The sequence below is a fragment of the Paenibacillus sp. J31R109 genome, assembly GCF_059692055.1.
On the sequence record NZ_JCAUAR010000009.1, the window covers coordinates 38,937 to 62,873 of the forward strand.

The window sequence follows — 23,937 nt, forward strand, 5'->3', positions numbered from 1 at the left end:
TTCACGGTCTATTGGGGATTCCTATTCTCCTTATTCAAGCTCTGTAAAAAGGGCCGACGACAAATATCGCTCACCTGTATCAGGGAGGATAACGACGATCGTCTTCCCTTTATTCTCAGGTCGTTTTGCCAGTTGAACGGCGGCATAAGCCGCAGCACCTGACGAAATCCCGACGAGCAGCCCTTCGCTTTTGGCTAACTGGCGAGCCGTCTCCATCGCTGCCTCATTGCTGACAGAGAGGATTTCATCGACAATGTCCCGGTTAAAATTATCCGGCACAAAACCAGCACCGATCCCTTGGATCTGGTGCACACCTCGCGTGCCGCCGGACAGCACAGGGGAGCCCGCAGGCTCCACGGCTACAATTTGAACATCAGAGTGGCGCTGTTTTAGAATCTCTCCTACCCCAGTAATCGTGCCTCCTGAACCGACGCCTGCCACAAATATATCAACCTGCCCGCCCGTATCTCGCCAAATTTCTTCTGCCGTTGTCGCACGATGGATTTCAGGGTTAGCTGGATTGCTGAACTGCTGAGGGATGTAGGCACTTGGCAGCTGAGCAGCTAGTTCCTTGGCTTTACGAATAGCACCTTGCATACCTTCAGCAGCTGGCGTGAGTACAAGTTCTGCGCCTAGGGCTCTTATGATTTTGCGGCGTTCCTCACTGAACGAATCCGGTAATACAATAATCAAGCGGTAGCCTAGTGCAGCCGCTGCAAAAGCGAGACCAATACCCGTATTCCCACTCGTCGGCTCGATAATCACCGTGTCTTGCTTGATCTTCCCTCTGCGTTCTGCATCCTTCAGCATGCCATAACCGATACGATCCTTCACGCTTCCCGCAGGGTTGAAATACTCCAGCTTCGCGATAATTCGCGCTTCAAGTCCTTGTTGTTTATTGAAATTCCAGAGCTCAAGCAGCGGCGTATTCCCGATGAGTTCTGTTAAATTATTATATATGTTAGGCATGTGAGACCTCGCTTTCACGGGTTTTAATTAAACCTATACGTTTAGTTGGATAAATAAAGTATAACACCTGCTGAAAGTTATATTAAATCAATAATCCTGATGAATGAGTGTGGTATTCTCTTATATTCGGTTCGTAGATTTGATATACTACCAATTAGAGACGAGGAACGTCCTTTTGCCCATATGGCGAGAGGGCGTTTTTTTTATTTTAATCAGAATGGGAGGTCGAAGGGCATGGCATTTGATTTAGATCATCAAGCTTTTATGGAGAAGCATACTGCACTTCGTAGCGGTGAAAGAAGAGGACGTCTTCTGCGGGGACATAACTATGCGGAGAAACTTTTTCTTCAGCATGTGTGGTATCCTTTGTTTCAGCATTTTGACCATTTGCATCCTGAGTATGAGATCTACGATTGGAATCGAAAATCGCAGTTTATCGATTTTGCGTATTTGACTCCTTTCGGTCGTTTTGGGATTGAATGTGATGGTTATCAAAGTCATGTGAAGGACATGGACCGAGAGAAATTTAGCTACTCGTTGAATCGAGAAACTTTCTTGACCGGCATGGGTTGGAAAATGATCCATTTCTCCTTTGACGATATTCAGCATCGTCCTGACGTTTGTCGGATGCTACTGCATATGGTGATCGGCCCACGGATGATTCGGCATGAAGCGACGAGCTTGACTACGCTTTTGGAAAAAGAAGTGCTCAGACTGGCCTGGCAATTAAGCGGTCGGGTGAGGCCGAAGGATGTCGTCGAACAGTTCGATGTTGATTTCCGAACCGCACGCAAGCGGCTCCAAGCACTAGTGTACCGAGGATATTTAACACCAATAGTCCGAGGATCGAATATTCGTTATTACGAGCTAAAAGATGTTTCGCTGGAACATTTGTAGGTAAGGGAGTCCGTGTATCTACGCCATATTTCTCAGCCAAGCCAATTTTAGCTATTCAAGCCACCACGACATTCTAGCCAGTTGACTTCTTTCTAGCTCGTACAGCCCCCAGTAACTTCTTCTAGTTTCTTCTAGATTTCTACAAGTCCCAACTAACACACCTACTAACTCCTACTAAAACCTACTTATCCCTACTCCCCTCCCCGCTCCATTGGATTTATACAGTTAAATGCTATATTTGATAGCTAAATTTGTTGTTTCATTGGATTAATACAGTAGTCGGCCCTAAAATCGAGTGATTCTATGCTCTTTTTGAGTATTTGAGTGGATTAATCCATTCAAGGTTGGTTTTTGGAGATCAAAAAAGGGATTCTACTGGATTTATCCAGTGGGGGGTCGCGAAAGCAACTGGAGGAAGGTTTTTTGGGGAGAGAGCAGCGCAGCTGGGGGAAGGGTTTTATGCGGGCTTGCACGAGAAAGCAGCTTAAGTAAGGGATTTGTGTGGCGAGAGAGAGCAGCTAGGGAAAGGGTTCTGTGCGGGCCGCGCGAAAGCTGCCAGGGAAAGGGTTCTGTGCGGGCACGCGAGAGAAAGAAGCTAAGAAAAGGGTGTTGTCGAACTTGCTGAAGAAAGCAGCTAATAGATACTCTAATGTAGGTGGCTAGTTGTAAGTTGGGAAGATCGGCATATTAGGACGACCCTGGCGCGAACATATGGTACACTGATTTGAGATGATAACCATCCTAAATAGAACGCAAGGAGTATCAATAATGAAACTAGTATCTTGGAATGTTAACGGCTTGAGAGCCTGTGTGAATAAGGGGTTTTTGGATTATTTTAAAGAGGTGGATGCGGATCTCTTCTGCTTGCAGGAAACAAAGCTACAAGAGGGGCAGATCGACCTCGATCTAGGAGAGGGCTATAAGCAATATTGGAACTATGCAGAGAAAAAAGGATATTCCGGCACGGCTGTCTTCTCGAAAGTGGAGCCCCTTTCTGTCCGGTACGGTATTGAAGAAGATTCCGAGCCTGAGGGTCGCATCCTGACACTAGAATTCGAGAACTTCTATCTCGTAACGGTGTATACCCCGAATGCGAAGCGCGATTTATCCAGGCTGCCTTACCGGCTAGAGTGGGAAGATCGCTTTCGCGCCTATTTAGCCGGACTTGATGCAGCGAAGCCTGTCTTGGTTTGCGGTGATTTGAATGTGGCCCACAATGAAATCGATTTAAAAAATGCCAAAGGGAACCACAACAACTCTGGCTTTACCCCCGAAGAGCGTGGCAAAATGACGGATTTATTAGCAGCAGGCTTCCTCGATACATTCCGGCACTTGTATCCAGAGAGAACAGATGTGTACTCATGGTGGTCCAATATGCCTGGCGTTCGTGCTCGGAATGTGGGCTGGCGGATTGACTATTTCCTCGCATCTGCTCGATTAGCACCTCAGATTACTGAGGCATCTATTGCCTGTGATATTCTAGGGAGCGATCATTGTCCTGTGGTTTTGGAGTTGGATTTAGCCTAGAGCGTTGGCTGATCTAATCCCCGACTTCAGGAGGAGCACATGTTCCGACCTAGGTCGCTTCTGGAAATAAATTCCTAAGTGGTAAGATCGAATTAACAAGAATTCGATGCGCTGTGAGGGATGCAAAGTGAAGAGAAACCGAAGAAGAAGACGGAATTGGGTGTTTGGCATTCTAGCCCTTCTAGCCGTTGGGATTGCGGCTTATGCCTTGTTACTGTATGGCAACCCTGACGATATCAAAGATCAAGGCTTCGTTACCGAAAAAGGTACCATGCCTGATCTCTGGTATACCATGCTATGGTTCCACGCGGTTTCTGGTGGTATTGCGCTCGGCATTGGTTGGATGCAATTCATGAAGAGAATTCGACTCCGAACACCGAATGTCCATCGCGCGATTGGCTATGCCTATGCAACGATGATTACAGTAGCAGGTTCGACAGGTCTCTACATGGCTTATTACACTAGCGGTGGCTTGAGTGCTCAGCTTGGCTTCGGAGCCCTATCTCTCATGTGGTTGTACACACTTTACCAAAGTCTAAAGAGCATTATCGCTGATCGCAACTCACGCGCACACGGTCAATGGATGTTACGCAATTACGCGTTGTCCTGCGCAGCGATCTCGCTTCGTATCATGACACCGTTAGCCGCTGTATTCTGGGGCCTTCCGGATACGAATGATACCTTCGGCGTCATTGCTTGGATGTGTTGGCTGCCGAATTTACTCATCGCGGAAATGATCATTCGCGCTGGGATTCGCAAGTATAATAGGAGTAAAGGAGTGATGTTGTTATAAAAGTAAAAATGAGCCACGATACTCTTCCGCTTATAGAAGACACGGCACTTATAACGGCCTGTTTTCAACCGCTCATCCTCGCCTATAAAGAAATTCAAACCCGAGGCCAAGATTTCATCTCTGGGCTATTCCAAGAGCTTACGCCAGGCCAACAAGCCCTGTTTGCTTTCTGGACCTATTATACCCATGCCATCAAATCGCAGGATGATTTCTATTGGTGGAGTGCCTATTTCCTAGCTCAGCCGGCAAAATGGGCGGGAATTCAAAGCGCGCTGCGCTTTTTCGAAGATAGCTCCACGTTGCCTCTTGTCGAGCGCATGGAGTCGCTCCTGAAGCAAAGAAATCACCCGAGGAATATCACGAATTTTGATATTTCCGCAAGTGATCTCGACCATGATCCTGAGCTGATGTCGGAGGTCAGACCGCTGTATGCAGCCTTACTAGAAGCTTCAGAGATCACTCAGCAAGGTATCGCAACCTACATTCGAAGCCATTCTGATGCATTTGTAGCCTTAAGTTGATTCAGGATTAACTGCAAAAAGCGAATGAATATTCCCATCCGGATCAGCAAAAAAGGCTGTTACGTGTCCCCATGACTTTGCTTTTGGCTCCATAATCGCAGTAGCCCCTTTCGAAACATACTCCCGATATAGTGCTCCCACTTCTTCTGGTGAGTCACATTGAAAATTGAACTCGTAGGCTTGCCCTTTGCGTTCTTCCAGAAATGAAGGATGATCATTCGTATTATCCGCCATAAGCGGAGTCGAGCAGATCGCTAAACGGACGCCGTTATTTTCAAATTCAACATACGCCGCTTCTTCCACTACAATTCGAAAGCCAAGCACATCATGATAAAAACGAGCTAGTCGTGCAACATCTGTCGATAACATGGTGATACCTTCTAATTGAATTTTCATATTGCGTGCCCACCGTCCCTCATCTATTTCCTAAAATTGTATCACGCACATATAGATGGGATCAAGTGTTCCTATTCAATAAAAATCCTACTCAGTCAGCAATCCCTTAATAACTGTCCGCATCTGATCTTCCGTTAATGTACCTACTCGGTTGTAGGCAACTCGTCCCTGCTTATCTACAAAAATGGAAACTGGAATGGATCGAAGTTTGTACGCTTGTGTGACCTTTTTATCAGGATCGAGCAGCACACGGAAGGAATAAGGATGTTCTTTCAGATAGTCGCTTACCTTTTCGTGACTTTCTCCGACATCAATAGCCAGCATGACGATATTGTCATCTTTGTAATCGTGATAGACCTTCTCCATGTCAGGCATTTCTTTAATACACCATTTGCACCAAGTCGCCCAGAAGTTGATATACACGTTCTTGCCTTTCAGATCGCTTAAGGTGACCCGCTGCCCATGTAAATCCGTTACGGTAAAATCAATCGCGCTCTCCCGCTCCTGAGCATCGAGTAATAGCGTATTGGGCGCTGTTGCCCCCTCTGCGCTCTCCGTATTTGGAGCCGCTGGCTGCAAGCTGGAAGTTTGCACCACTGCCTCCTCACTAATGCTATAGGAGCTCGTTAAAAACGAAAGGGATTGATTAATCGTTTCCATCCGATTCGAGAAAACAAGAACGCCCATAAAGATCATAATGATGCCGCTGATAACGGAGAAAATGGGCAAGTATTTGGAAACCTTTTTCAACAATCGGGATAAATGTTCAACTAAAAAGGCCGAAAGCACAAAAGGCACCGCCATACCTAGTGAATAGGCCGTGAGCAGAAGGACGCCCTTTTGGATGGTTTCCATGCTGCCAGCGTAGATGAGAATCGTAGAGAGCATCGGACCAATACACGGTGTCCATCCGACTGCGAAGGCCATCCCTACCAGGAACGGACCGGTTTTTTTCACAGATGAGCCGCTGGTTAAGAACCTTTTTTCGGAATACAACCATTTAATCTTAAATATCCCTGTCATATGTAGCCCAAAAAGGATGATAACCACGCCGCCAATCTGCCTGAAAATCGATAAATGGGACGTAAATAATTTGCTGATCGAGCTTACGGAAATACCTAAACCTATAAACACAAGGGAGAATCCCAATATAAAGAATAAGGATTTATAGACAACATGACTCTTCCCTTTATTTGTAACCATATCAGGTATAGAAGAGCCTACAATATAGCTGAAATACACAGGAATGAGCGGAAGAACACATGGGGATATGAATGAAAGCAGCCCCGCTGAAAATGCCAAGATGAAATCCAAATCGCCTCTCCTCCCCTGTTCGTTTTAACCAAAATGGGCAGCCTTGCGGCTACCCATTTCACCTCTTATTTAAGTAAGTTGTATAACACTTGAGCGGCTTCAGCTCTTGTGGATAGGTTTTGCGGGTTAAGCTTAGCGTTATCCCCTGTTAGGATCCCACTCTCAACAAGTGACTTGAACGCCTCTTGTGCGAATCCTGCGATTTGGCCCGCATCCGTGAAACTAGACAATGTCGCTGCCCCATTCCCTTTCGGAAGCTTATTCAATACACCTAACGAGCGATGTAATAGCGTGAACAGCTCCTCACGAGAGATGCTTTGATTCGGCGCGAATTGGTTGTCGCCAACACCACCTGCGATGTTCAGACGTTTAGCAGCTGCCAAATATGGCGTGTAATACGTGTTGCCTGCATCCGCGAAATTGTCTTTCGCGTTCTCTTCCGGCGCTATGCCGTATGCTTTTAATAGAAGCGTAATGAACTGTCCTCTTGTCAGCTTATCATTCGGACTGAAATGAGTCTCGTCCGTGCCGCCAGCAATTTTATTGGCTGCTAAGAAGTTAATCGCTTGATGATGCCACGCTGACTCTGGCACATCTACAAAGGCAGATTTCGTGTACGCGATCACAACATCCGTTGCTGGACTTGGGTTATACCCATATTTGGCTGCATATCTAACTTGATATGTACCGGTGGATAATCCTGTCGTTTCTGTGGCTTTAGCTGCTGTGTATTTGGTTGTTCCCGCAAGTTTATATTCCAACTGCGCAGTTGTGCCTGTAATTTTTCCATCCAGACTCAACGAAGTCGCTGCTGCTGCAGTGCCAAGACCTGTAGGTGCTGTTGATTGTTCCAAATTCAAGTCAATGATCGTGGATGGACTTGGCTTGAAGCCAGCTTTAGCTGCAGTCCTCACGTAATAAGTACCTTGCGTAAGTCCTGTAAGGGATGTACCCGTTACTGGTGCATAAGCTTTGTCTTCTGCACGTTTGTACTCAAGAGCTGTAGACGTACCGCTGATTTGACCATCTTTGCTCGTATCTGACTTCGGAGCTTTTCCTGTCAGTCCTGTTGGAGCCGCTTGATCAGCTGCACCTTGCAGTTCTGAGAAGGCACGATCTAGCGCCTCAATGTAGTTGTTGTAATTGACACCTTTTTTACCATTCAGTTCATAGTCGGGTTGAATATCTTTCCATGTGTACATTAACTCAACATGATCAAGAATTGGGGCCGGTTTGCCTTGTGCATCTTTATGATCCTTATTGTAAATAAAGAAGTAAGGCACTTGCAGCTTGTTAGCTACATGATCAACGCCATTCGCGTCCTTGTAGCTGACGTTATTGCTTGCTTTTGCATATAGAGTTTCAATATTCGTTAAGTAGGTATTAACCAGATCGACGTAACGATCGGAGAATAGAGCACCCGTTGCGCGGATTTGAAGGAAATTGCTGCTATCCGTTCCTACAGGCACATCTGGCGTACCGCCAATGCCTCCGTCCAGCTTCGTATCCCAGTTGTACACTTTGGTTACATTGTATTTCTTCGCATATTCATTGACATACTTCGCAACTGCTCGTGTATTAGGGCACCAAGAGCATCCGAATAGGAAAACGTAGTTCCCTTCGCTTTTCAACACGCCATTAAGCTCGTCATAAGTTACTGGGTCAAGCACGATGTCTTTATCCGCTTCACCAAAAATCGTTTCTCCCGCGAATTCGTTATAGGAGGAGGCAATATAGTTATTGTTATTGGGATCGGCTTGCAAGCCAGCTTGCAGATTAGCTGGAACAGCATCAAATGCCGCGCTAACTTTGGCTTTATACGCCTCCACTTTGGCTTTATCCACAACACCATTGGTTAAAAGTGCGTCGATTCCCTCTACCGAAGCAATGATCGGTGCGTTGGCAGCGCCATTTTTGTTATTTTTGTTGTACACGAACAAGTACGGGGTTTGAATCTTTTGAGCTGTACCTGTCAGGGTTTTGGTAACGAGGTTAGGCGCCTTGCCTGACGTCACATCATTGCTGTACGTGACACTTTCCGAACCCTCGATTTGTGTGCTGAGATTCGTTAAATACTTATTAACCAGATCGACATAACGTCTCGAGATTGGATTGTTGGCGGAGTCTGCGATATCTGTAGCAGGGTTTGCACCATCTAACCGCGTATCAAAGTTATAGACGGACTTGATTCCCTTCGCTTGTGCCACCTCGTTTATGTATCCAACAACAGCTTGTGTATCTTTACTCCAGGCACCACCGAATAGGAATACATAAGTTCCTTCGGAGTCTAGCAAATAATCAAGTTCATGATAGGTTGTTGTTTTAAACACGTTCTTATCGTCAACGAGATTATCATATTTTTGGTTGAAATAACTGGTATAAGTGCTGTTGATTGGTGCTGATGGCGTTGATGATGCTGCGGCACTTGCTTGGTTCGTATGTAAAAAAGGTAAAACTAGCGTAGCAGCCAGAAGCAGCGTTAAGGCTTTATTCGTAGTCGATGATTTCGTCATGGTATTCTCCTCTGTGTTAGTTTCGTTCGTGTATGGCTCCGATTAGCAACCCTCTTCTTCGATGTCGCAGTTCTCTTCATCTTGTGCAGCAGGCGCAGGAGTTGCAGCCGCTTTAGCAGGCGCCGGTGTAGCTGCTGGCTTCACTTGAGCAGGCTGTGGAGTCTCAGCCACTGCAGCTTTTGGCTCTTCTTTCTTCACAGGTTCAGCCGTTGGTTTAGGCTCTTCCGCTTTTGTGACGACTTCTGCTTTTTTCGTTTCAGTCGCTGTGGATACGGCTGCTGTTTTAACTTCAGGTGCTTTCGTATTCACGGCAGTAGTTGCCGCAGTGTTTGTTGTAGGTGCCGTTGTGGCTGCTGGTGTTGCAGCAGCAGCTTGCGTCTGTGTCGTTTCCACAGCTGGTGTTGCGGCTGCTTGCGGCTTAGCTTCAGCAACTGCGGCTACCGCAGCTTGAGACGGAATCTCCACCTTCGGTGTTGCAGAAGGAGCTTGTGTTGTTGTAGTCGCAACAGCCGTCGTTCCATTATTATCTGTGCTCTTCGAAGCGGATACGGTGACCGCATAGATGACAATAAGTACAGCAATCGCTGCGAGTATTGCCAATAATTTAAATTTTGATAGTCCAATGTTAGCCATGTTTGAACATCCCTTTCCTCTTAGGTTTCATGTGTACAGTTGCCCTCGTGCCGACTTGCCTCTTCGCTGCCATCCTCCTTCTGGTTGTTGAGAAGATAAAAAAAAGAGACACAACAAAGAGCGATTACATCTGCTCCCGTTGAATCTCTGGCTGTCCAGTAGATCACATTCGATATTCTGTTGAGATACATACGACATGTGTGAATCTCAATGTAAACATATCTTAAATGGCATTGATAGTTATGTCAATCATTTTTTATTTAATTCCTATCGGTTTTGTTGGAATTAAAGAATTCACCTGTAATTGAGGCTTTCTGTCTCCCTGTCGCCAGACAGAAAGTCAGCATGTCGGTGGTACAAGGCTTACGCTTTCTAATAGGGCAACTCATGCCCCTCCAAGTACGCTTTCAAATTGTCTAATGACATCGCATACCCTTCTTCGGTCGGCTTCGCCTGCTCTTGGGTCTCATACCCCGTCTCGGTGATCGTTACACGTGTGCCATCGCCTTCCGCCGCAGTGAGAAATGTGGTGATCATCTCATAATCCGGCACACTGAACTCCCAACGCAACGCGAAGCGTTGCTGAGGTTCAACTCCCTCGATGATCGCTCGCAAAGTGACAACCTCCGTCCCTTCGTGGTACTCATTCGGTACATGGTGAAAGTAAACCTCAGCTCCCGGCGAAAGCTCGGCAACGTCCCATGGCGAGCCTGGCGAGTACCACTCCGTTAGTTGCTCGCCTTCCGTCACTGCTTGCCATGCACGCTCCAGCGGAGCCTGAATCCAAATGCTTTTAACAACTGTAAACTGTTCCATTCCCACTTTTCCTCCCTATAAATTCTGCTGAGTGATGCCCGTTGCCGGATCAAACGTCAGCATTTTCGTACCGATTTTATCAATAAAGAACCGATCGTGGCTTACTGTTATGACCGCGCCTGGGAAATGAATCAACGCCTGCTCCATGACCTGAATACTCATAAGATCCAGATGATTCGTCGGCTCATCCAAGATGATGACCGCAGCGCCGGAGAGAAGACACTTCGCAAGCGCGACCCGTGCCTTCTGACCACCGGACAAGTTGCCAATAAACTTGCTAAGGTCCATCTCCGAAAATTGCAGCATGGCGAGGAATTTGTTCACCTTTTTCCGCGGTGCATCCAGTCCGAGGCCGTACGTATTCACTGTATGGCTAACGGTATCCTTCGGATTAAGCTCTTCCCACATCCGGTTAAAATACGCATAGCTGACGCCTTTCTCCCAGATTACCTCGCCGGACTCCGGCTTCTCCTGTCCCGTAAGCACCTTAATGAGCGTGGATTTCCCGCTTCCGTTAGGGCCTACGACGACTAGGCGGTCTTCCTTTTGAATATCGAAGCTGACGTTATCAAAGATGGTCCGACCCTCATACGTCTGCCCGATCCCTTTCACCTCGCACAGCTTGTCCGGAAACCGCAGGCGCTCATAAATATCCGTGATCAGCACGTTGACGGGGTGAGGCTCGATCCGTTTCTTGTTATCTGCCAGCTGGCGCGATAAACGGTCCTTGGACATTTTCTTACTGGCACGGCTATCAATAGCCTCCGCTTCCATGAGGAGCAGCTCTTCTTCCCACTCAAATTGGCGGTCGAGCTCCTTTTTGCGCATCTTCTTTTTGCGAATATAATCCGTGTAATTCCCCTCGTACTCTTGAAAACGATAGTTCTCGATCTCGATCACTTGCGTGACCACCTTGTCGATAAATTCCCGATCATGAGAAATCAGCACCATCGCACCTTTGAACCGATATAACCACTGCTCCAACCAAGCAATCCCTTCAATATCCAAGTAATTCGTCGGCTCGTCCAACAGGACAACATCAGGTTGCTCTATGAGCATTTTGGCAAGCGCCGCACGGTTTCTCCAGCCGCCGGACAAATCATCAACAGGTTGATGTCGTGAACGCTCATTAAACCCAAGCTTCGTAAGAACGGTGTTGATCTCAACGGATACGTTCCAACCATCTAGATGCTCCATTCGCTCAAAAAGCTCCGCCTGCCGCGTTAACAGCTTGTCCATCTCCCCGTCATCCGTGACGGTGCCGAGTTTTTCTCCGACTTCCTGCAACTCGCGTTCAATCCGCGCAACCTGCTCAAAGCACATTTCCAACTCTTGCTGCACGGACAAGCTTCCGGTCATTTCAGAGAATTGCGAGAAGTACCCTATTTTAACCTGAGGATCTATCTCAACCTTGCCTGACGTTGGCTCTTCTTTTCCCATGATCAGTCTAAAAACCGTCGATTTCCCGGCACCATTCCGTCCAATCAGTCCGATTCTTTCACCTTGACTCACCTTCCAATAAATATCGCGAAAAATCATCGCGTCCTCATATTTCTTCGTCACGTTCTCCAATCGGATTACACTCATAGCTATCCCCTTTGACCTGCATCATTCATTCTAGGCTGATTATATCACGTTTAGCTTCACGACATTTTTTAATAAATGGTGTATTGTATAATTGACTTAATGTATAGTATAAGTTACATTGTGTATAGATCATTTTACTAATGGTAAAATTAAACATACAGGAGGCGCGGAAGAATGTCTTATCAGGAGAAAAAGCATATCGTCTCATTAATGAGCACGTTATTCATTTTTGGTTTTTATTGTTGGTATGTCTTTCAAAAGGTTCAGGACACGAGCATGGACACGACGGAAACCTTTCACTTTTGGGCCGCAGCCATCTTAATCTTAATTCCAATAACCATTGTTGCCAAAATCATCATTACGATCATTTTTAATATTGTCTATCGTCTTACGACCAAAGAAGTCGAACCCTCCTTCACCGATGAACTTGATAAACTCATTGATTTGAAAGCAACTAGGAATTCGCATTATGTCTTTACGCTTGGATTTCTCCTAGCCATGGTATCGCTGGTGCTAGATATGACACCTACTACGATGTTCATTATTCTTATCTTCTCGGGTTTTTTATCCGAAATGGCCGGTGTATCCACACAGCTCTACCACTATCGGAAAGGAGTTTAAGATGGGCAAAAGTCTGTTCAGCAATCACATACGGAAATTACGATTTAACCATGATGAAATGACACAACAACAACTGGCAGATAAAGTTGGGGTAACAAGGCAAACGATCGTCGCCCTCGAACAGGGGAAATATTCCCCTTCTTTGGAGTTGGCTTTTCGCATTGCGCGTGTCTTTCAATTAACGCTAGAAGATGTTTTCTTTATTGAGGATGAGCAGGTGTGAGAACGATCTTACGATATTGAGCCAGGAGGGATACGAATGAAAGCCATCGTATGTACCAAGTACGGAGCACCCGAGGTTCTTCTGCTGAGACAGGTTGATAAACCAGAACCTAAGGACAATGAAGTGCGGATTCAACTGCACGCGGCCATCGTCACTCCTTCGGATTGTGCTTTTCGCAAGGCTGACCCTTTTATCATCCGATTGATGTATGGTCTGCGCAGGCCCAAACATACGATACTCGGCGTGGAATTCGCTGGTGAAATTGATGCCGTGGGTAAAAGCGTCACCTCCTTCCGACCTGGCGACCGCGTATCTGGCATAAGTCCAACTACTTTCGGTGCCTACGCAGAGTACGTTTGTTTACCTGCAGCTGGCACGCTGGCTAATCTCCCAGTTAATGCGAGCTTTGAAGAGGCTGCAGGCCTCTGTGACGGCGCCTTAACAGCATTGGTATTCCTCCGTGATACAGCACGGCTTCAACAGGGGCAAAAGATCTTGATCAACGGAGCATCCGGAGCCGTAGGGGCTTACGCCGTACAACTAGCGAAGTATTTCGGAGCAGAGGTGACAGGGGTGTGCAGTTCCACGAATGCGGCATTCGTGAAATCGCTGGGGGCTGATCAGGTTATTGACTATACGCAGGAGGATTTTACAAAAAGCGGTCAGTGGTATGATGTTATTTTCGATGCGATAGGCAAACGTTCATTCACACAATGTAAAGACTCGCTATCTGCCAAAGGCGTCTATCTCACTACCGTTCCATCGCTGGGCATCATGCTTCAGATGTTATGGACATCCAAGCTTAGCAGTAAAAAAGCCAAGTTCACAGCCGCGGGTTTACAGCAAAAGAAAGAGAATCTGGCTTTTCTCGGGAAGCTTTTTGAGGCAGGTCACATGAAAGCCGTAATTGATAGACGCTATCCACTCGAAAAGATGGCTGAAGCTCATAGCTATGTGGATACAGGGCGTAAGAAGGGGAATGTAGTGATTACGTTTGGGGCACTTCCCCTCACTCCAAATTAGCAAACAACTGCTGCGTATACTCCTTAATCACCGCGGACACTTCCACATCCTTCTTCGTAATACGCCACAGGTAGTTCGGGTATTTTTTATATGTGCCAATCGGTATCGAGACGACCCCGTTCTTGAATTTCTCTGGCATCGTCGTCACGATGTAATCCGTCGCAATGGTAATCGCGTTCCCGCGGCTAACCATTTGCATGATGGCTTGCGTGTTATTGGTTGTCAGAGCAATTCGATTACCTGAATCTCCGGAAATCAGCTCCGCTGCAATTCTTTCTATATAAGCATCTTTATAAATAACGAACACTTCATTATGTAACTCGGAGCCTGTTATGGCAGTTAAAAATCGCAGAGGGGATTGTTTATTCACGACAATGACGGCTTCCCCGCGAATCACAGGCTCCCACGTGAACGAATCGTTCTGACTCTCGCGCGACAAAGAGACGAACCCCATGTCCGCTTCCCCTTTCATCACCTGATTCATCACCGCTGTATTATCGCCCTCCAAAAGTTGCACATTAATATGCGGATAGATCCCCATAAAAGTAATCGTAGTATCCGTTACTAATGAAACCATGCCAGGAATCGTGGCAATCACAATATTCCCTGTATTGATGGATTTGTATTGGGAGAGTTCATTTCTCATATTCCGCACATTCGTCAGTATGGTACGTGCATATTGCCTGGCTTTAAACCCATCCTGTGTAAGTGCAATGCCTTTTTTGGAACGAGTAAACAACGTAACTTCTAATTCAATTTCTAGCTGGCTAATGGATTGACTTACAGCTGGAACGGTAATCCCATGCTTTTTGGCCGTTTCGGTGAACGAACCTGATTCCGCCGAGTCAATGAAATATTGAAGTTGTATGATATTCAAAATAGCCTCATCCTTAACTTTTTGTTTAGTTAAATAAATTAAACTTAAATATATTTTATCATTCAACAGTGGTATTATACAGTAACCATCTCAACCTTGCCGAAACCACATCGATGAAACTTAGTCTTTCGAATAATTGTTTGGATTAAGGGAACATCATTAACGACGATTATCACGCACAATAAACGACCGCATCGTCTTTCTACGACGATTGTGTTTATTTATTCTATCTTGTAAAGGAGCATTACCATTGAAAAAAAACAACATTTTTCAAGTATTCGCAGGTGAATTTCGCCGATTTATTAAGAACCCCATGATGATCATTACCTTTATCGCTGTTGCATTAGTTCCTATTTTATATAGCGGATTCTTACTGAAGGGCACTTGGGACCCTTACGGCCAATTGGAGAAACTTCCAATCGCTGTGGTCAATATGGATCAGGGCGCTGATTTTGAAGGCGAACCCCGCAATGTGGGCAATGAATTTATCGATGAATTGAAGAAAAACAGTTCATTTGCGTGGGGATTCATGAGTGCAGAGGAAGCCGCACTTGGGATGAGAAATAACCATTATTATGCCACGATTACCGTTCCACCTTCATTTTCAACAGATGCCGCTTCAATAACAAGTTCGACACCGAAGCAGGCTGAGATTATATTCGAATCCAACAGTTATTACAACTTTGTTGCCGGTCAGATTGGGGAAAGCGCGACGAAGGAATTAAAAAACAAGCTTTCTCACACATTGACGGAAGCTTACTCTACAAGCATTCTTTCTGAATTCGAAACGATTTCAAATGGGCTCAGTGAAGCAGGAAAAGGAGCCTCCGATCTCCAGGCAGGGGCTCAAACCTTAAGCGACGGGATTCATCAAGTCAAATCCAACTTGGTCATCCTAGCGGATGGCACCAAACAATTGGACGACAGCGCTGGTTTACTTCAAAAAGGAGCCACTTCCCTTAGCTCAGGCGCATCGGAAGTTAGCAAGGGCGCCGCTACTCTGGCGAGCGGCACCAACCAATTGCAAGACGCAGGCGCTCAGCTGGAGCAAGGTGCTCAGAAAGCAGCAGCAGGCACCTCTTCCTTGGTAACAGGGCTACAAGCTTCCCAAACCGGCGCGGAACAATTGGCCTCTGGGCTTGCCGCTTCTGCCAAAGGCAGCACGCAAGTCGTCGATGGCCTTACATCAGCCGTAAGTGCCAGCAATAAGCTGGAAGATGGCTCCGCACAGGTCGCCACTGGTCTCGAAGCCTTCGTCGCAGCGCATCCTGATTTGGCTTCGAATGCGACAATGACGAAGCTCATCGCAGCCAGCAAAGAAGTCGCAGAAGGCAACAAAAAGTTGCATGATGCGGAGTCGAAGCTTCTCACAGGCAGCCAGTCAGTGGCATCTGGCACAGAAAAGCTCGTCACTGGCGCTGAGAAGCTCCGTGACAGCCAAAAGCAATTAGTTGCTGGAGCAACGCAACTACAAACGGGTGGGCAGCAGCTTGCAGATGGCCTGCACACCTTTAACGCCAACTTGCCGCAGCTAGCTGCTGGCGCCACCAAGTTGCAAAGCGGTGCCGCGCAAGTCAGCACAGGAGCCGGAGATCTGGCAAGCGGCATGACGCAAATGACAGCAGGCATTCATAAAGTGGCAAGTGGCGCCGCGCAGCTGAATGAGGGTGCGACTGCGCTTGACACAGGTGCACCGAAATTGGTGGATGGCAGCGGCCAGCTAGCGTCGAAATTAAACGATGCCGCGGCGCAGACAGCTGCTGTCAAAGCTGATGACAACACGATCAAAATGCTGGCAGAGCCCGTTAAGATTACAGCCAATGACGACCGTAAGGTGTCGATCTATGCCAACGGCATTGCCCCTTATTTCATATCCATGGCGTTATTTGCAGGTTCGCTCGTGTTCACAACGATCTACGCAGCTAGAAGTACGTTCACCCCAGGTGCTCACGGGTTCCGGTTGCTGGTCAGCAAGCTTTTAACCTTTAGTTTGATGAGCATTTTCCAAGCTTTGATTGCAACGACTGTTCTCACTTATGTCTTAGACCTGAAGGTACAGAGCATTCCCTTGTTTTATCTCTTTACCTTTGTCGTTGGCCTAACTTTCATGCTGATCATTCAAATGCTGGTCACATGGCTCGATCAACCCGGCAGATTCGTCGTATTGCTGCTGATGATCCTACAGTTAGCTTCAAGTGCGGGGACTTATCCGCTAGAGCTATTGCCTGATTGGGCACAAGCTCTGCATCCTTGGCTGCCGATGACTTATGCTATTCAAGGTTTCCGGTATGTCATTTCCAGTGGTCAGTATGCGGAAATGTGGCATCAAGTGGGTTACTTGAGTATCTACTTGGTAGCCGCTTTGATACTAACCAGCGTTTATTTTCTCACTCGAAAAAAGCAAGATAGTCACGATGAGGAACAATTGATGCCTGTTACGGTCTGATGAAATTATTAAAGGCTAGAAGCCACCTTCGAGGTGATTTCTAGCCTTTTTTTTCACCGGATATCCTGCTTCATACGAGCCTGTTTCCTAACTAACCTGCTGTTGTTGGCCCGAGGGCCTGCACACAGCTCTTCCACGTACTGATCAAATATCTCTGCGAGTACTTCATACTGGAACCCAGTCTTCGCACGTTTATAGCCAGCTGCTATTAGGCGATCTCTAAGCGGCTGATCCTTGGCCAATTGGAGAACGCTTTCTACAATTTCCGCATGTGAATCTGGATTAACGAGCAGCCCCGTAACCCCGTCAAGCACCGCTTCCAGAGCTCCACCGGACCTTCCAGCTATAACGGGCACTCCTGCCGAGGCTGCTTCCAAGTAGACGATCCCGAAACCTTCAGCATCCCCCTTCTCCAGCTCTCGACACACCATAATAAACTGGTCTGCCACGTTATAATATTCATTCAAACTTTCACTTCCGCTGATACTTCCAATGAAAATAACCGCATCTTCGACGCCATTCACCTGTACAATTTGTTCAAGTCGTGCACGATCTGGGCCATCTCCGATAATGACATATACAGCATTGGGAATCTGCTTCAGGATTTCGGGCATGGCCTCAATGACCCGATCCTGTCCCTTCCTAGTGACAAGCCGACCGACAGATAAAATAACGTACTTATCTTCAAGTCCATGACGTCGGATCAGCTCCGCATTGGCAGCTTTTTGATCAAAAACAGCCTCCACACCAGGATGCACAAGACGGATACGTGACGGATCGACGCCATAATCTTCTACCAGTTTTCTGGTAAATATACTATTCGTCAACACGCCGTCTGCATGAACCAATATGAGCTTCACAATTTGATTTAGGCCGAAAAATCGACGAAACATCAGCATATCCATGCCATGCGTGGAAATGACATAACGGCGTTTGCCAAAAACCCGAAACAACAGACCGATGATACCAATTAGCACATACCCGTAGACCGTAACATCAGGCTCTTCCACCATCATCATTTTTCTCACATGCCGAAAAAGTCGCCCCCAGCTCAGAATGTGTGCACGCTCATTACGCATAAATGCCCCACGCACTGTCCGAAAGGATTGTTGACCATCGAAAGCTTCGCTGCCTGGATACGCTGGAGCGAGAACTGTAATCTCATGTTTTGTATGCTTAGAAAGGTTATAGTAATAACTTTGCATGCCACCAATTCCAGGAGGGAATACACCAGCAACAAGTACGACTTTTTTACGATTCATAGCTTCTCACCTTTCGAACTAGTCTGTTGGCCACTTGAATGACGGCCCAGAATGTAATTTCAGCCATCACATTCCATAACCGTGCTAGGATCGAAATGTTCAGTGCGGCCTCCGCACCTAGCTTATGCGATAAAAAATAAACCAAGAAGCCCTCCCTAACACCAAGCCCGCCAGGAAGTGGACTTAACAATCCGAGCAGCCAAGAAGTGGCGAACGTACCTGCCGCATAGAATACGCTAATTCGGCCAGCTCCGAAGCTGTTTGACAACATCCAGAAGGCGATCCCCATCACGAAATGGCTGCCTAGAAAACAACAAAAATAACTAAAAAATTGCTTGCGAGACAAGATTGCACGCGCGCTGCTACTCGACAGGGTATAGGCGGAATTAGTGAATCGCTGTTGCAGCCTTTGGAGTAACTTCCATCGAGAAACGTGAGCGAATACTCGACCTAACCAAGCTGTGATACTTGAATAATACAAATAGGTTGCGCCCGCAATAGCACCAATGAACATGCAAACAGGAATTGACACAACGTCTAGGCTAAAAGCAAGTAACAGTGCATACGAAAGCGCCGCGGATACCAAGAGAACGTTTTCGTATAGGATGGCTGCAAACTGTGCACCCAATGATACACCCGCCCTAGTGGCGAGTACGATGCGGCCCGCATAGTTCCAAAAGCCGCCTGGTATGTACTTAGCAAATTGCGAGTTAATAAAAATAAGCAGACCTGATAATAAATCTAGTCTTGTTGGACTGTCCGTTCTTGCTCCAACGGCATTGACAATAAGCACCCAAATGCTCGCTTGCAGGATTAAAAACACGGTGAAAAGGACCATAGACACATAAAAACGATAATCTGCATCCATCAGAAACGTTAGTAAGTCCGCGGGCTCTAGCGCTAAGCTTCTCTTGGCAAAATACAAAATGACGGCCACGAGTAAGCCCTTTAGAAGCACTGGCCACCATCTCCGCAGCATCTTGGCTCCACCGTCCCTTCCTATACGTATGGCGGGTCCAATTATTGTACAACAGCATTGTAAAACGTCATGCAGGCAATCATTTTTATTTTGTTAATGTGCTGATCACGCTCTAAATCAAACTAAATATTCCCAATTACAACAAATACCGATATAGTTAACTTAATCTCAATTTCTACATTCCAGAAGGAGTCCAAATGACTACTAAAGAGCAATCCTCAGGCGGCAGCACCATATATCGCCATCAAGCAACAGATCGACCTTTCACATTCGCCCAGGGGAATGAAGCTTCAATCGAACTCATTTCTCAGCATGTGGAGACGTACATCGGACCGATCCAATCCGTATTCCATGAAATCATCTCCGACTTGGTTCATATCGACATCCTTTACGTAGCTCCGACCAAGGAGCGCAATTACATCACATTGGTAACCTCCGGCATGAGCAACTTACCCATGACGGTCCCACAAGGAGCGGAAGCCTTCCGCTATGCCGAACTTATGATCTGTCTTCCTGCAGATTGGCAGCTATCAAACGAAAGCATGCAAAAAGAAGAAAATTATTGGCCGATCCGCAGCTTAAAAACGCTAGCAAGACTTCCACACGAATACAATACGTGGCTGTATACTGCTCACACCATTCCCAATAACAATCCTGCTGAGCCTTATGCAAGCAATACGAAGCTGATGGGCATGATGCTAACGATTCCTTCCATCGTGCAGCAAATTAATGATTTCTTCACATTAACCATCTCGCCAGACAAAGAAGTTCATTTCTTCAGCTTAACTCCACTTTATAGTGAAGAAATGGACTATAAACTTAATCATGGTGCCGAAGCATTATACAAAAAGCTAGACAAAGCAGGCGTTACTGAACTTCTTGATCCCCGACGTAAAAATACGTGCAAAAAACGATTCGGATTGTTCTAAGTAGGGCCTTGTCCAAAAGAATATGACCTCAGCCTAGCCAAGGTTCTCGACTTTATGCGAAGTGAAAAACCCACCGAAGGCTTGCACAATCGTGCGGCCAAAAGTGGGTTTTGATAGATGTGGATCAGAAAAATTTGCTAAATATGCCATTCAGCCGAAGGGGTTGTTCCTATGGGGATTTTAGAAAACTTGGGTAAACGCATTTCACATAAGGCTACCGTCATTCAAAAGCAACAAATTGCTGAGCATACGTTTAGAATTTCACTTCAGCTACAGCAGGCCAAAGGCCTTTCCTACACGCCAGGAGAGTTTCTGCGCGTATTGGTAGGTGCTGACCAATCCGTCAAACTAACCGACATGATCCGAACCTATTCCGTCTGGCGTTACGATGCGGCATCACAAGTCATTGAAATAGCGGCTTGCACATTTTCCTCAGGTTCGGGGGCAAGTTGGGCCAAGCGTCTACAGAAGGGTGACACTGTTCATTTCACAGGACCTAAAGGAAATTTCGTGTATGATGAATCCCCTGATTACTATATCCTTATCGGAGACATCTCCTCATTAGCCCATTTGTATGAAATCCATCGCCAAATCCCTCCACACAAAAAGGTATTTAGCCTCATTTATGCCGATCATAAACAAGATTTTTTTACCGATCTAGATGGAACATCGCCCCTCACCTTCTATGACTTGCCTGCAAACCCCGTACAGTCGTTGACTGAACAACTAGAACCAATCCTGAAACAAGCACAAGGTAAGGGCATGCTATATGTGGGAGGCGATGGCCGGGTTTGTATCGAGATGCGTAACTATGTGAAAGTGCATCACCAATGGGAGAATCGTCAAATTAAAGTGAAGCCCTTTTGGATGCCCGGTAAGAAGGGACTTGAATAAAGGCCGTTTAAAGCCTTAGTTCGATTTTCATAGCCTTAACCGATCAATGGAGCAGTTTCGCCAAGCGTTCCCTCTACTTCGTTCCCTTCCTTCCTCCAGTACTCAATGCCTCCGAGCATCTCTTTCACCCTAAACCCGAGACCGGATAGTCGAGCTGCTCCTTTGGTTCCACCGTTGCAAGCAGGTCCCCAGCAATAAACGACGATTGTTTGTTCTTTTGCGAATGAAGCAGTCGTCTCTTCGTTGATCTGGTTGGAAGGAAGGTTAATCGCACCGGGTACGTGACATTCTCCGTATGCTTTGGTGCTGCGAACATCGATGAGCAAAAAATCATTGAAGCCATGTTGCATATCATAACGCACATCTGCAACATCCGTTTCCACGGAAAGCTTATTCATATAATGACGATGAGTAAGCTCCGGTGATGCGGCAGGTATCTCGAGAACGAGTGATTTATTCGTTGGAATGGTCATTTGGGTTGCCTCCAGTGGGTTTGTCGATTTCTTGATGTTAATGTAACACAGGAACCGACACTGGAGTTATCGATAGAAATCGATACTAGACTTCACTCATTTCGATAGTTAGTTAGCACCACCGAGTATCTCTAGAAAACCAAGATAGGCTTTCGATCTCCATTTTTTCTTGGCGATAATCAATTGTGTATAGAACTTACACTCGGGATGAATGAATGGCATTGCGACGATCTGGCCTTTGCGAAGTTCCTCGGCGACAGCAATTCGCGGCAACAATGCGATGCCAAGCCCGTAGGTTACACACTGCTTGATTGCTTCAAGATTGCCGAATTCGTAGGATAAATTGTAGCTCACTTGATTTCCTTTCAACACTTTCAGGAGCATCGCTCGGTACGTACAGCCATCTTCGGTCAGGATGAGGGATTCGTTCGCTAGATCTTCCACATGGACTTCGGTTTGCCCAGCTAATTTATGATCAGGACTTGCAATAATGACTAATGGTTCTTCTCTCAAAATGGCGCTGTCTAGCTCTGGATCTGTAAATGGCGGGTCCAATATAATCCCAATATCCACAGCACCTTCTTTAACCGATTCGATAATGAAAGGCTCGTTCCCCGGATGAATAACAATGTTGACGTCCGGATATTGGCGTCGATACGCCTGAAGATGGGGTGGGAGATAGAAAGCTGCCAACGTCTCAATCGTTCCAATGGAAAGTGTCCCCTTGGATTGCTTAGATACGACTTCCTTGGATTCTTCGTGTAAGCGATAAATTTCGTTAGCGTATTGCAGGAGCGCTTCTCCGGCCATCGTCAACTTCATCGTCCGTCCGAATCGTTCTAAGAGCACAGCGCCGTAAGATTCCTCCAGTTTCTGGATCTGCGCCGTTATACTGGATTGCGCATAGCCCAGCGTTTCCGCGGCTCGCGTAAAACTTCCATACTTCGCCACTTCGCGAAATGTCCTTAAATACGTCATTTCCACAGTGCTCAGCTCCCCCCTTTTTCCATTCTAACTACCCGATAAAGACCGCAGCCTCCGAAGCGACGGAAACAGATACATCCACAGGCCTGCAACAGCAAGTGTCCCTATGCCACCGACGAGCGCAGCCGGAGCTGCGCCGATGAAACCAGCCACGATGCCCGATTCGAACTCTCCCAGCTGATTTGATGTCCCAATGAATAGTGAATTCACGGCGTTAACCCTGCCTCGCATCTCGTCTGGCGTTTGCAGCTGCACAAGGGATGACCTGATCACGACGCTGACTACGTCCGAAGCGCCCACGAGGAATAGAGCGAATAACGATACGATCAGGTTCGTCGAAATAGCGAATAGCATCGTTGCAAGTCCAAAAACAGCGAGTGCCCCAAAGAGCTTAAGTCCGACTGACTTTTGCAGTGGAAAATAGGCCAACACGACCGACATCAATAAGGCACCAATTGCCGGTGAGGTTCGCATAAGCCCCAGTCCCACAGGTCCCGTATGCAAAATATCCTGCGCAAAGATTGGCAATAGAGCTGTCGCTCCGCCTAATAAAACAGCAAATAGATCAAGAGAAATCGTCCCGAGAATGATCGGTTTGCGATAAATAAACGTTAACCCCATGAACACAGAACGCATGGTGACAGGCTCGAATTTACGTTCGATAGGCGTCATACGAATCAAGAACGTTAGGATGCCAGCACCGAGCAAGGCAATTGTCGCTGTGCTGTATACGAAAGTGGGCCCTATCGCGAAAAGCAAGCCGCCGAGCGATGGTCCTATAATTTGCGACGTTTGTCCGACGGACGTGCTCCAGGCAATCGCCTGCTGCATGATGGATTTGGGGACCAACTGCGGCAGCAGCGCAGAGGAAGTAGGACCTTCAAAGGCGCGACAAGCACCGAGAATGGCAGCTGCCACAAGAATTTCCTCTCGTCCGAGCCAGTCATTCAGGTTGCCCAATAGCAGCAGAACGGCAATCAAGGCCTCGATGAACTGACAGATGAAGACAATCCTCCGACGGTCAAAGCGGTCCGCCACCTGCCCTACAACGAAGGTAAGCAGCACCATCGGCACAAACTGAGCTAGCCCGACGAAGCCGAGACTGAACGCATCGTGGGTCAAGTCATACATTTGCCACCCAATCGCGACAGAAAGCATCTGAAAAGAAGAAGAGGAAAACATGCGCGAAATCCAAAAATAATTGAACGATGGATGACTCAACACAGAATCTTTGGAGGTAAAACGCAATGAACTCACGCC

At 46.8% G+C, this 23,937-nt stretch carries 23 protein-coding genes; 10 read left to right on the forward strand and 13 right to left on the reverse strand.

The window, feature by feature from the left end; all coding sequences use genetic code 11:
• Window positions 1–30: 30 nt before the first annotated feature.
• On the reverse strand, window positions 31–969 hold the full coding sequence (gene cysK, locus AC58QT_RS21580; protein ID WP_497410842.1) for a cysteine synthase A: 939 nt from the start codon (window positions 967–969) through the stop codon (window positions 31–33).
• A gap of 234 nt (window positions 970–1,203) precedes the next feature.
• On the opposite strand from cysK, the gene AC58QT_RS21585 reads away from it, so the two are divergent.
• The 4 genes from AC58QT_RS21585 to AC58QT_RS21600 all read left to right on the forward strand — a co-directional run bounded on the left by AC58QT_RS21585 (window position 1,204) and on the right by AC58QT_RS21600 (window position 4,707).
• The gene (locus tag AC58QT_RS21585; RefSeq protein ID WP_497410843.1) at window positions 1,204–1,866 is read left to right on the forward strand and encodes a putative endonuclease domain-containing protein; all 663 of its coding nucleotides are present in this window, start codon (window positions 1,204–1,206) and stop codon (window positions 1,864–1,866) included.
• A 768-nt stretch (window positions 1,867–2,634) separates the two neighbouring features.
• Window positions 2,635–3,393, forward strand: coding sequence for an exodeoxyribonuclease III (locus AC58QT_RS21590; RefSeq protein ID WP_497410844.1), 759 nt, complete (start codon window positions 2,635–2,637; stop codon window positions 3,391–3,393).
• A gap of 127 nt (window positions 3,394–3,520) precedes the next feature.
• A complete protein-coding gene (locus AC58QT_RS21595; RefSeq protein WP_497410845.1) occupies window positions 3,521–4,186 on the forward strand; it encodes a DUF2306 domain-containing protein in 666 nt (221 codons plus the stop codon).
• An 8-nt stretch (window positions 4,187–4,194) separates the two neighbouring features.
• On the forward strand, window positions 4,195–4,707 hold the full coding sequence (locus AC58QT_RS21600) for a hypothetical protein (RefSeq protein WP_497410846.1): 513 nt from the start codon (window positions 4,195–4,197) through the stop codon (window positions 4,705–4,707).
• Here the strand turns inward: AC58QT_RS21600 and AC58QT_RS21605 are convergent.
• The 6 genes from AC58QT_RS21605 to AC58QT_RS21630 form a co-directional block, all read right to left on the reverse strand.
• A complete protein-coding gene (locus AC58QT_RS21605) occupies window positions 4,699–5,103 on the reverse strand; it encodes a VOC family protein (RefSeq protein WP_497410847.1) in 405 nt (134 codons plus the stop codon). The genes AC58QT_RS21600 and AC58QT_RS21605 overlap by 9 nt on opposite strands.
• Window positions 5,104–5,190: 87 nt before the next feature.
• Window positions 5,191–6,417, reverse strand: coding sequence for a redoxin domain-containing protein (locus AC58QT_RS21610; RefSeq protein WP_497410848.1), 1,227 nt, complete (start codon window positions 6,415–6,417; stop codon window positions 5,191–5,193).
• Window positions 6,418–6,482: 65 nt separating this feature from the next.
• On the reverse strand, window positions 6,483–8,930 hold the full coding sequence (locus tag AC58QT_RS21615) for an S-layer homology domain-containing protein (RefSeq protein ID WP_497410849.1): 2,448 nt from the start codon (window positions 8,928–8,930) through the stop codon (window positions 6,483–6,485).
• A 42-nt stretch (window positions 8,931–8,972) separates the two neighbouring features.
• Window positions 8,973–9,563: a hypothetical protein gene (locus AC58QT_RS21620; protein ID WP_497410850.1), complete on the reverse strand. Its 591-nt coding sequence runs from the start codon at window positions 9,561–9,563 to the stop codon at window positions 8,973–8,975.
• Window positions 9,564–9,935: 372 nt separating this feature from the next.
• On the reverse strand, window positions 9,936–10,379 hold the full coding sequence (locus AC58QT_RS21625) for an SRPBCC family protein (protein ID WP_497410851.1): 444 nt from the start codon (window positions 10,377–10,379) through the stop codon (window positions 9,936–9,938).
• A 15-nt stretch (window positions 10,380–10,394) separates the two neighbouring features.
• Window positions 10,395–11,966 carry an ABC-F family ATP-binding cassette domain-containing protein gene (locus tag AC58QT_RS21630; RefSeq protein ID WP_497410852.1) on the reverse strand — a complete coding sequence of 524 codons (1,572 nt, stop codon included), beginning with the start codon at window positions 11,964–11,966 and terminating at the stop codon, window positions 10,395–10,397.
• 174 nt (window positions 11,967–12,140) lie between these two features.
• Between AC58QT_RS21630 and AC58QT_RS21635 the strand changes: the two genes are divergently transcribed.
• The 3 genes from AC58QT_RS21635 to AC58QT_RS21645 are packed head-to-tail and all read left to right on the forward strand — an operon-like array spanning window position 12,141 to window position 13,833.
• A complete protein-coding gene (locus tag AC58QT_RS21635; protein ID WP_497410853.1) occupies window positions 12,141–12,587 on the forward strand; it encodes a hypothetical protein in 447 nt (148 codons plus the stop codon).
• A 1-nt stretch (window position 12,588) separates the two neighbouring features.
• On the forward strand, window positions 12,589–12,810 hold the full coding sequence (locus AC58QT_RS21640) for a helix-turn-helix transcriptional regulator (RefSeq protein WP_497410854.1): 222 nt from the start codon (window positions 12,589–12,591) through the stop codon (window positions 12,808–12,810).
• 36 nt (window positions 12,811–12,846) lie between these two features.
• On the forward strand, window positions 12,847–13,833 hold the full coding sequence (locus tag AC58QT_RS21645) for an NAD(P)-dependent alcohol dehydrogenase (RefSeq protein WP_497410855.1): 987 nt from the start codon (window positions 12,847–12,849) through the stop codon (window positions 13,831–13,833).
• Here AC58QT_RS21645 and AC58QT_RS21650 read toward each other — a convergent pair.
• The gene (locus AC58QT_RS21650; protein ID WP_497410856.1) at window positions 13,820–14,710 is read right to left on the reverse strand and encodes a LysR family transcriptional regulator; all 891 of its coding nucleotides are present in this window, start codon (window positions 14,708–14,710) and stop codon (window positions 13,820–13,822) included. The genes AC58QT_RS21645 and AC58QT_RS21650 overlap by 14 nt on opposite strands.
• 250 nt (window positions 14,711–14,960) lie before the next feature.
• Between AC58QT_RS21650 and AC58QT_RS21655 the strand changes: the two genes are divergently transcribed.
• Window positions 14,961–17,156 (forward strand): YhgE/Pip family protein, encoded by a 2,196-nt coding sequence (locus tag AC58QT_RS21655; protein ID WP_497410857.1) that lies wholly within the window; start codon window positions 14,961–14,963, stop codon window positions 17,154–17,156.
• Between the two features lie 53 nt (window positions 17,157–17,209).
• Here AC58QT_RS21655 and AC58QT_RS21660 read toward each other — a convergent pair whose 3' ends face one another.
• On the reverse strand, window positions 17,210–18,418 hold the full coding sequence (locus AC58QT_RS21660) for a glycosyltransferase family 4 protein (protein WP_497410858.1): 1,209 nt from the start codon (window positions 18,416–18,418) through the stop codon (window positions 17,210–17,212).
• On the reverse strand, window positions 18,408–19,397 hold the full coding sequence (locus AC58QT_RS21665; RefSeq protein ID WP_497410859.1) for a lysylphosphatidylglycerol synthase domain-containing protein: 990 nt from the start codon (window positions 19,395–19,397) through the stop codon (window positions 18,408–18,410). The genes AC58QT_RS21660 and AC58QT_RS21665 overlap by 11 nt, the downstream gene beginning before the upstream one ends.
• Window positions 19,398–19,594: 197 nt before the next feature.
• Here AC58QT_RS21665 and AC58QT_RS21670 point away from each other — a divergent pair, with 197 nt between their 5' ends.
• Window positions 19,595–20,326 (forward strand): suppressor of fused domain protein, encoded by a 732-nt coding sequence (locus AC58QT_RS21670; protein WP_497410860.1) that lies wholly within the window; start codon window positions 19,595–19,597, stop codon window positions 20,324–20,326.
• Window positions 20,327–20,497: 171 nt separating this feature from the next.
• Entirely contained in the window at window positions 20,498–21,220 is a 723-nt protein-coding gene (locus AC58QT_RS21675; protein ID WP_497410861.1) for a siderophore-interacting protein, read from the forward strand.
• Between the two features lie 35 nt (window positions 21,221–21,255).
• On the opposite strand, the gene AC58QT_RS21680 is transcribed toward AC58QT_RS21675, so the two are convergent.
• The 3 genes from AC58QT_RS21680 to AC58QT_RS21690 all read right to left on the reverse strand — a co-directional run bounded on the left by AC58QT_RS21680 (window position 21,256) and on the right by AC58QT_RS21690 (window position 23,934).
• Window positions 21,256–21,693: a rhodanese-like domain-containing protein gene (locus tag AC58QT_RS21680; protein WP_497410862.1), complete on the reverse strand. Its 438-nt coding sequence runs from the start codon at window positions 21,691–21,693 to the stop codon at window positions 21,256–21,258.
• A gap of 108 nt (window positions 21,694–21,801) precedes the next feature.
• The gene (locus tag AC58QT_RS21685; protein WP_497410863.1) at window positions 21,802–22,677 is read right to left on the reverse strand and encodes a LysR family transcriptional regulator; all 876 of its coding nucleotides are present in this window, start codon (window positions 22,675–22,677) and stop codon (window positions 21,802–21,804) included.
• Between the two features lie 27 nt (window positions 22,678–22,704).
• Window positions 22,705–23,934, reverse strand: coding sequence for an MFS transporter (locus AC58QT_RS21690; RefSeq protein ID WP_497410864.1), 1,230 nt, complete (start codon window positions 23,932–23,934; stop codon window positions 22,705–22,707).
• Between the last annotated feature and the right edge of the window lie 3 nt (window positions 23,935–23,937).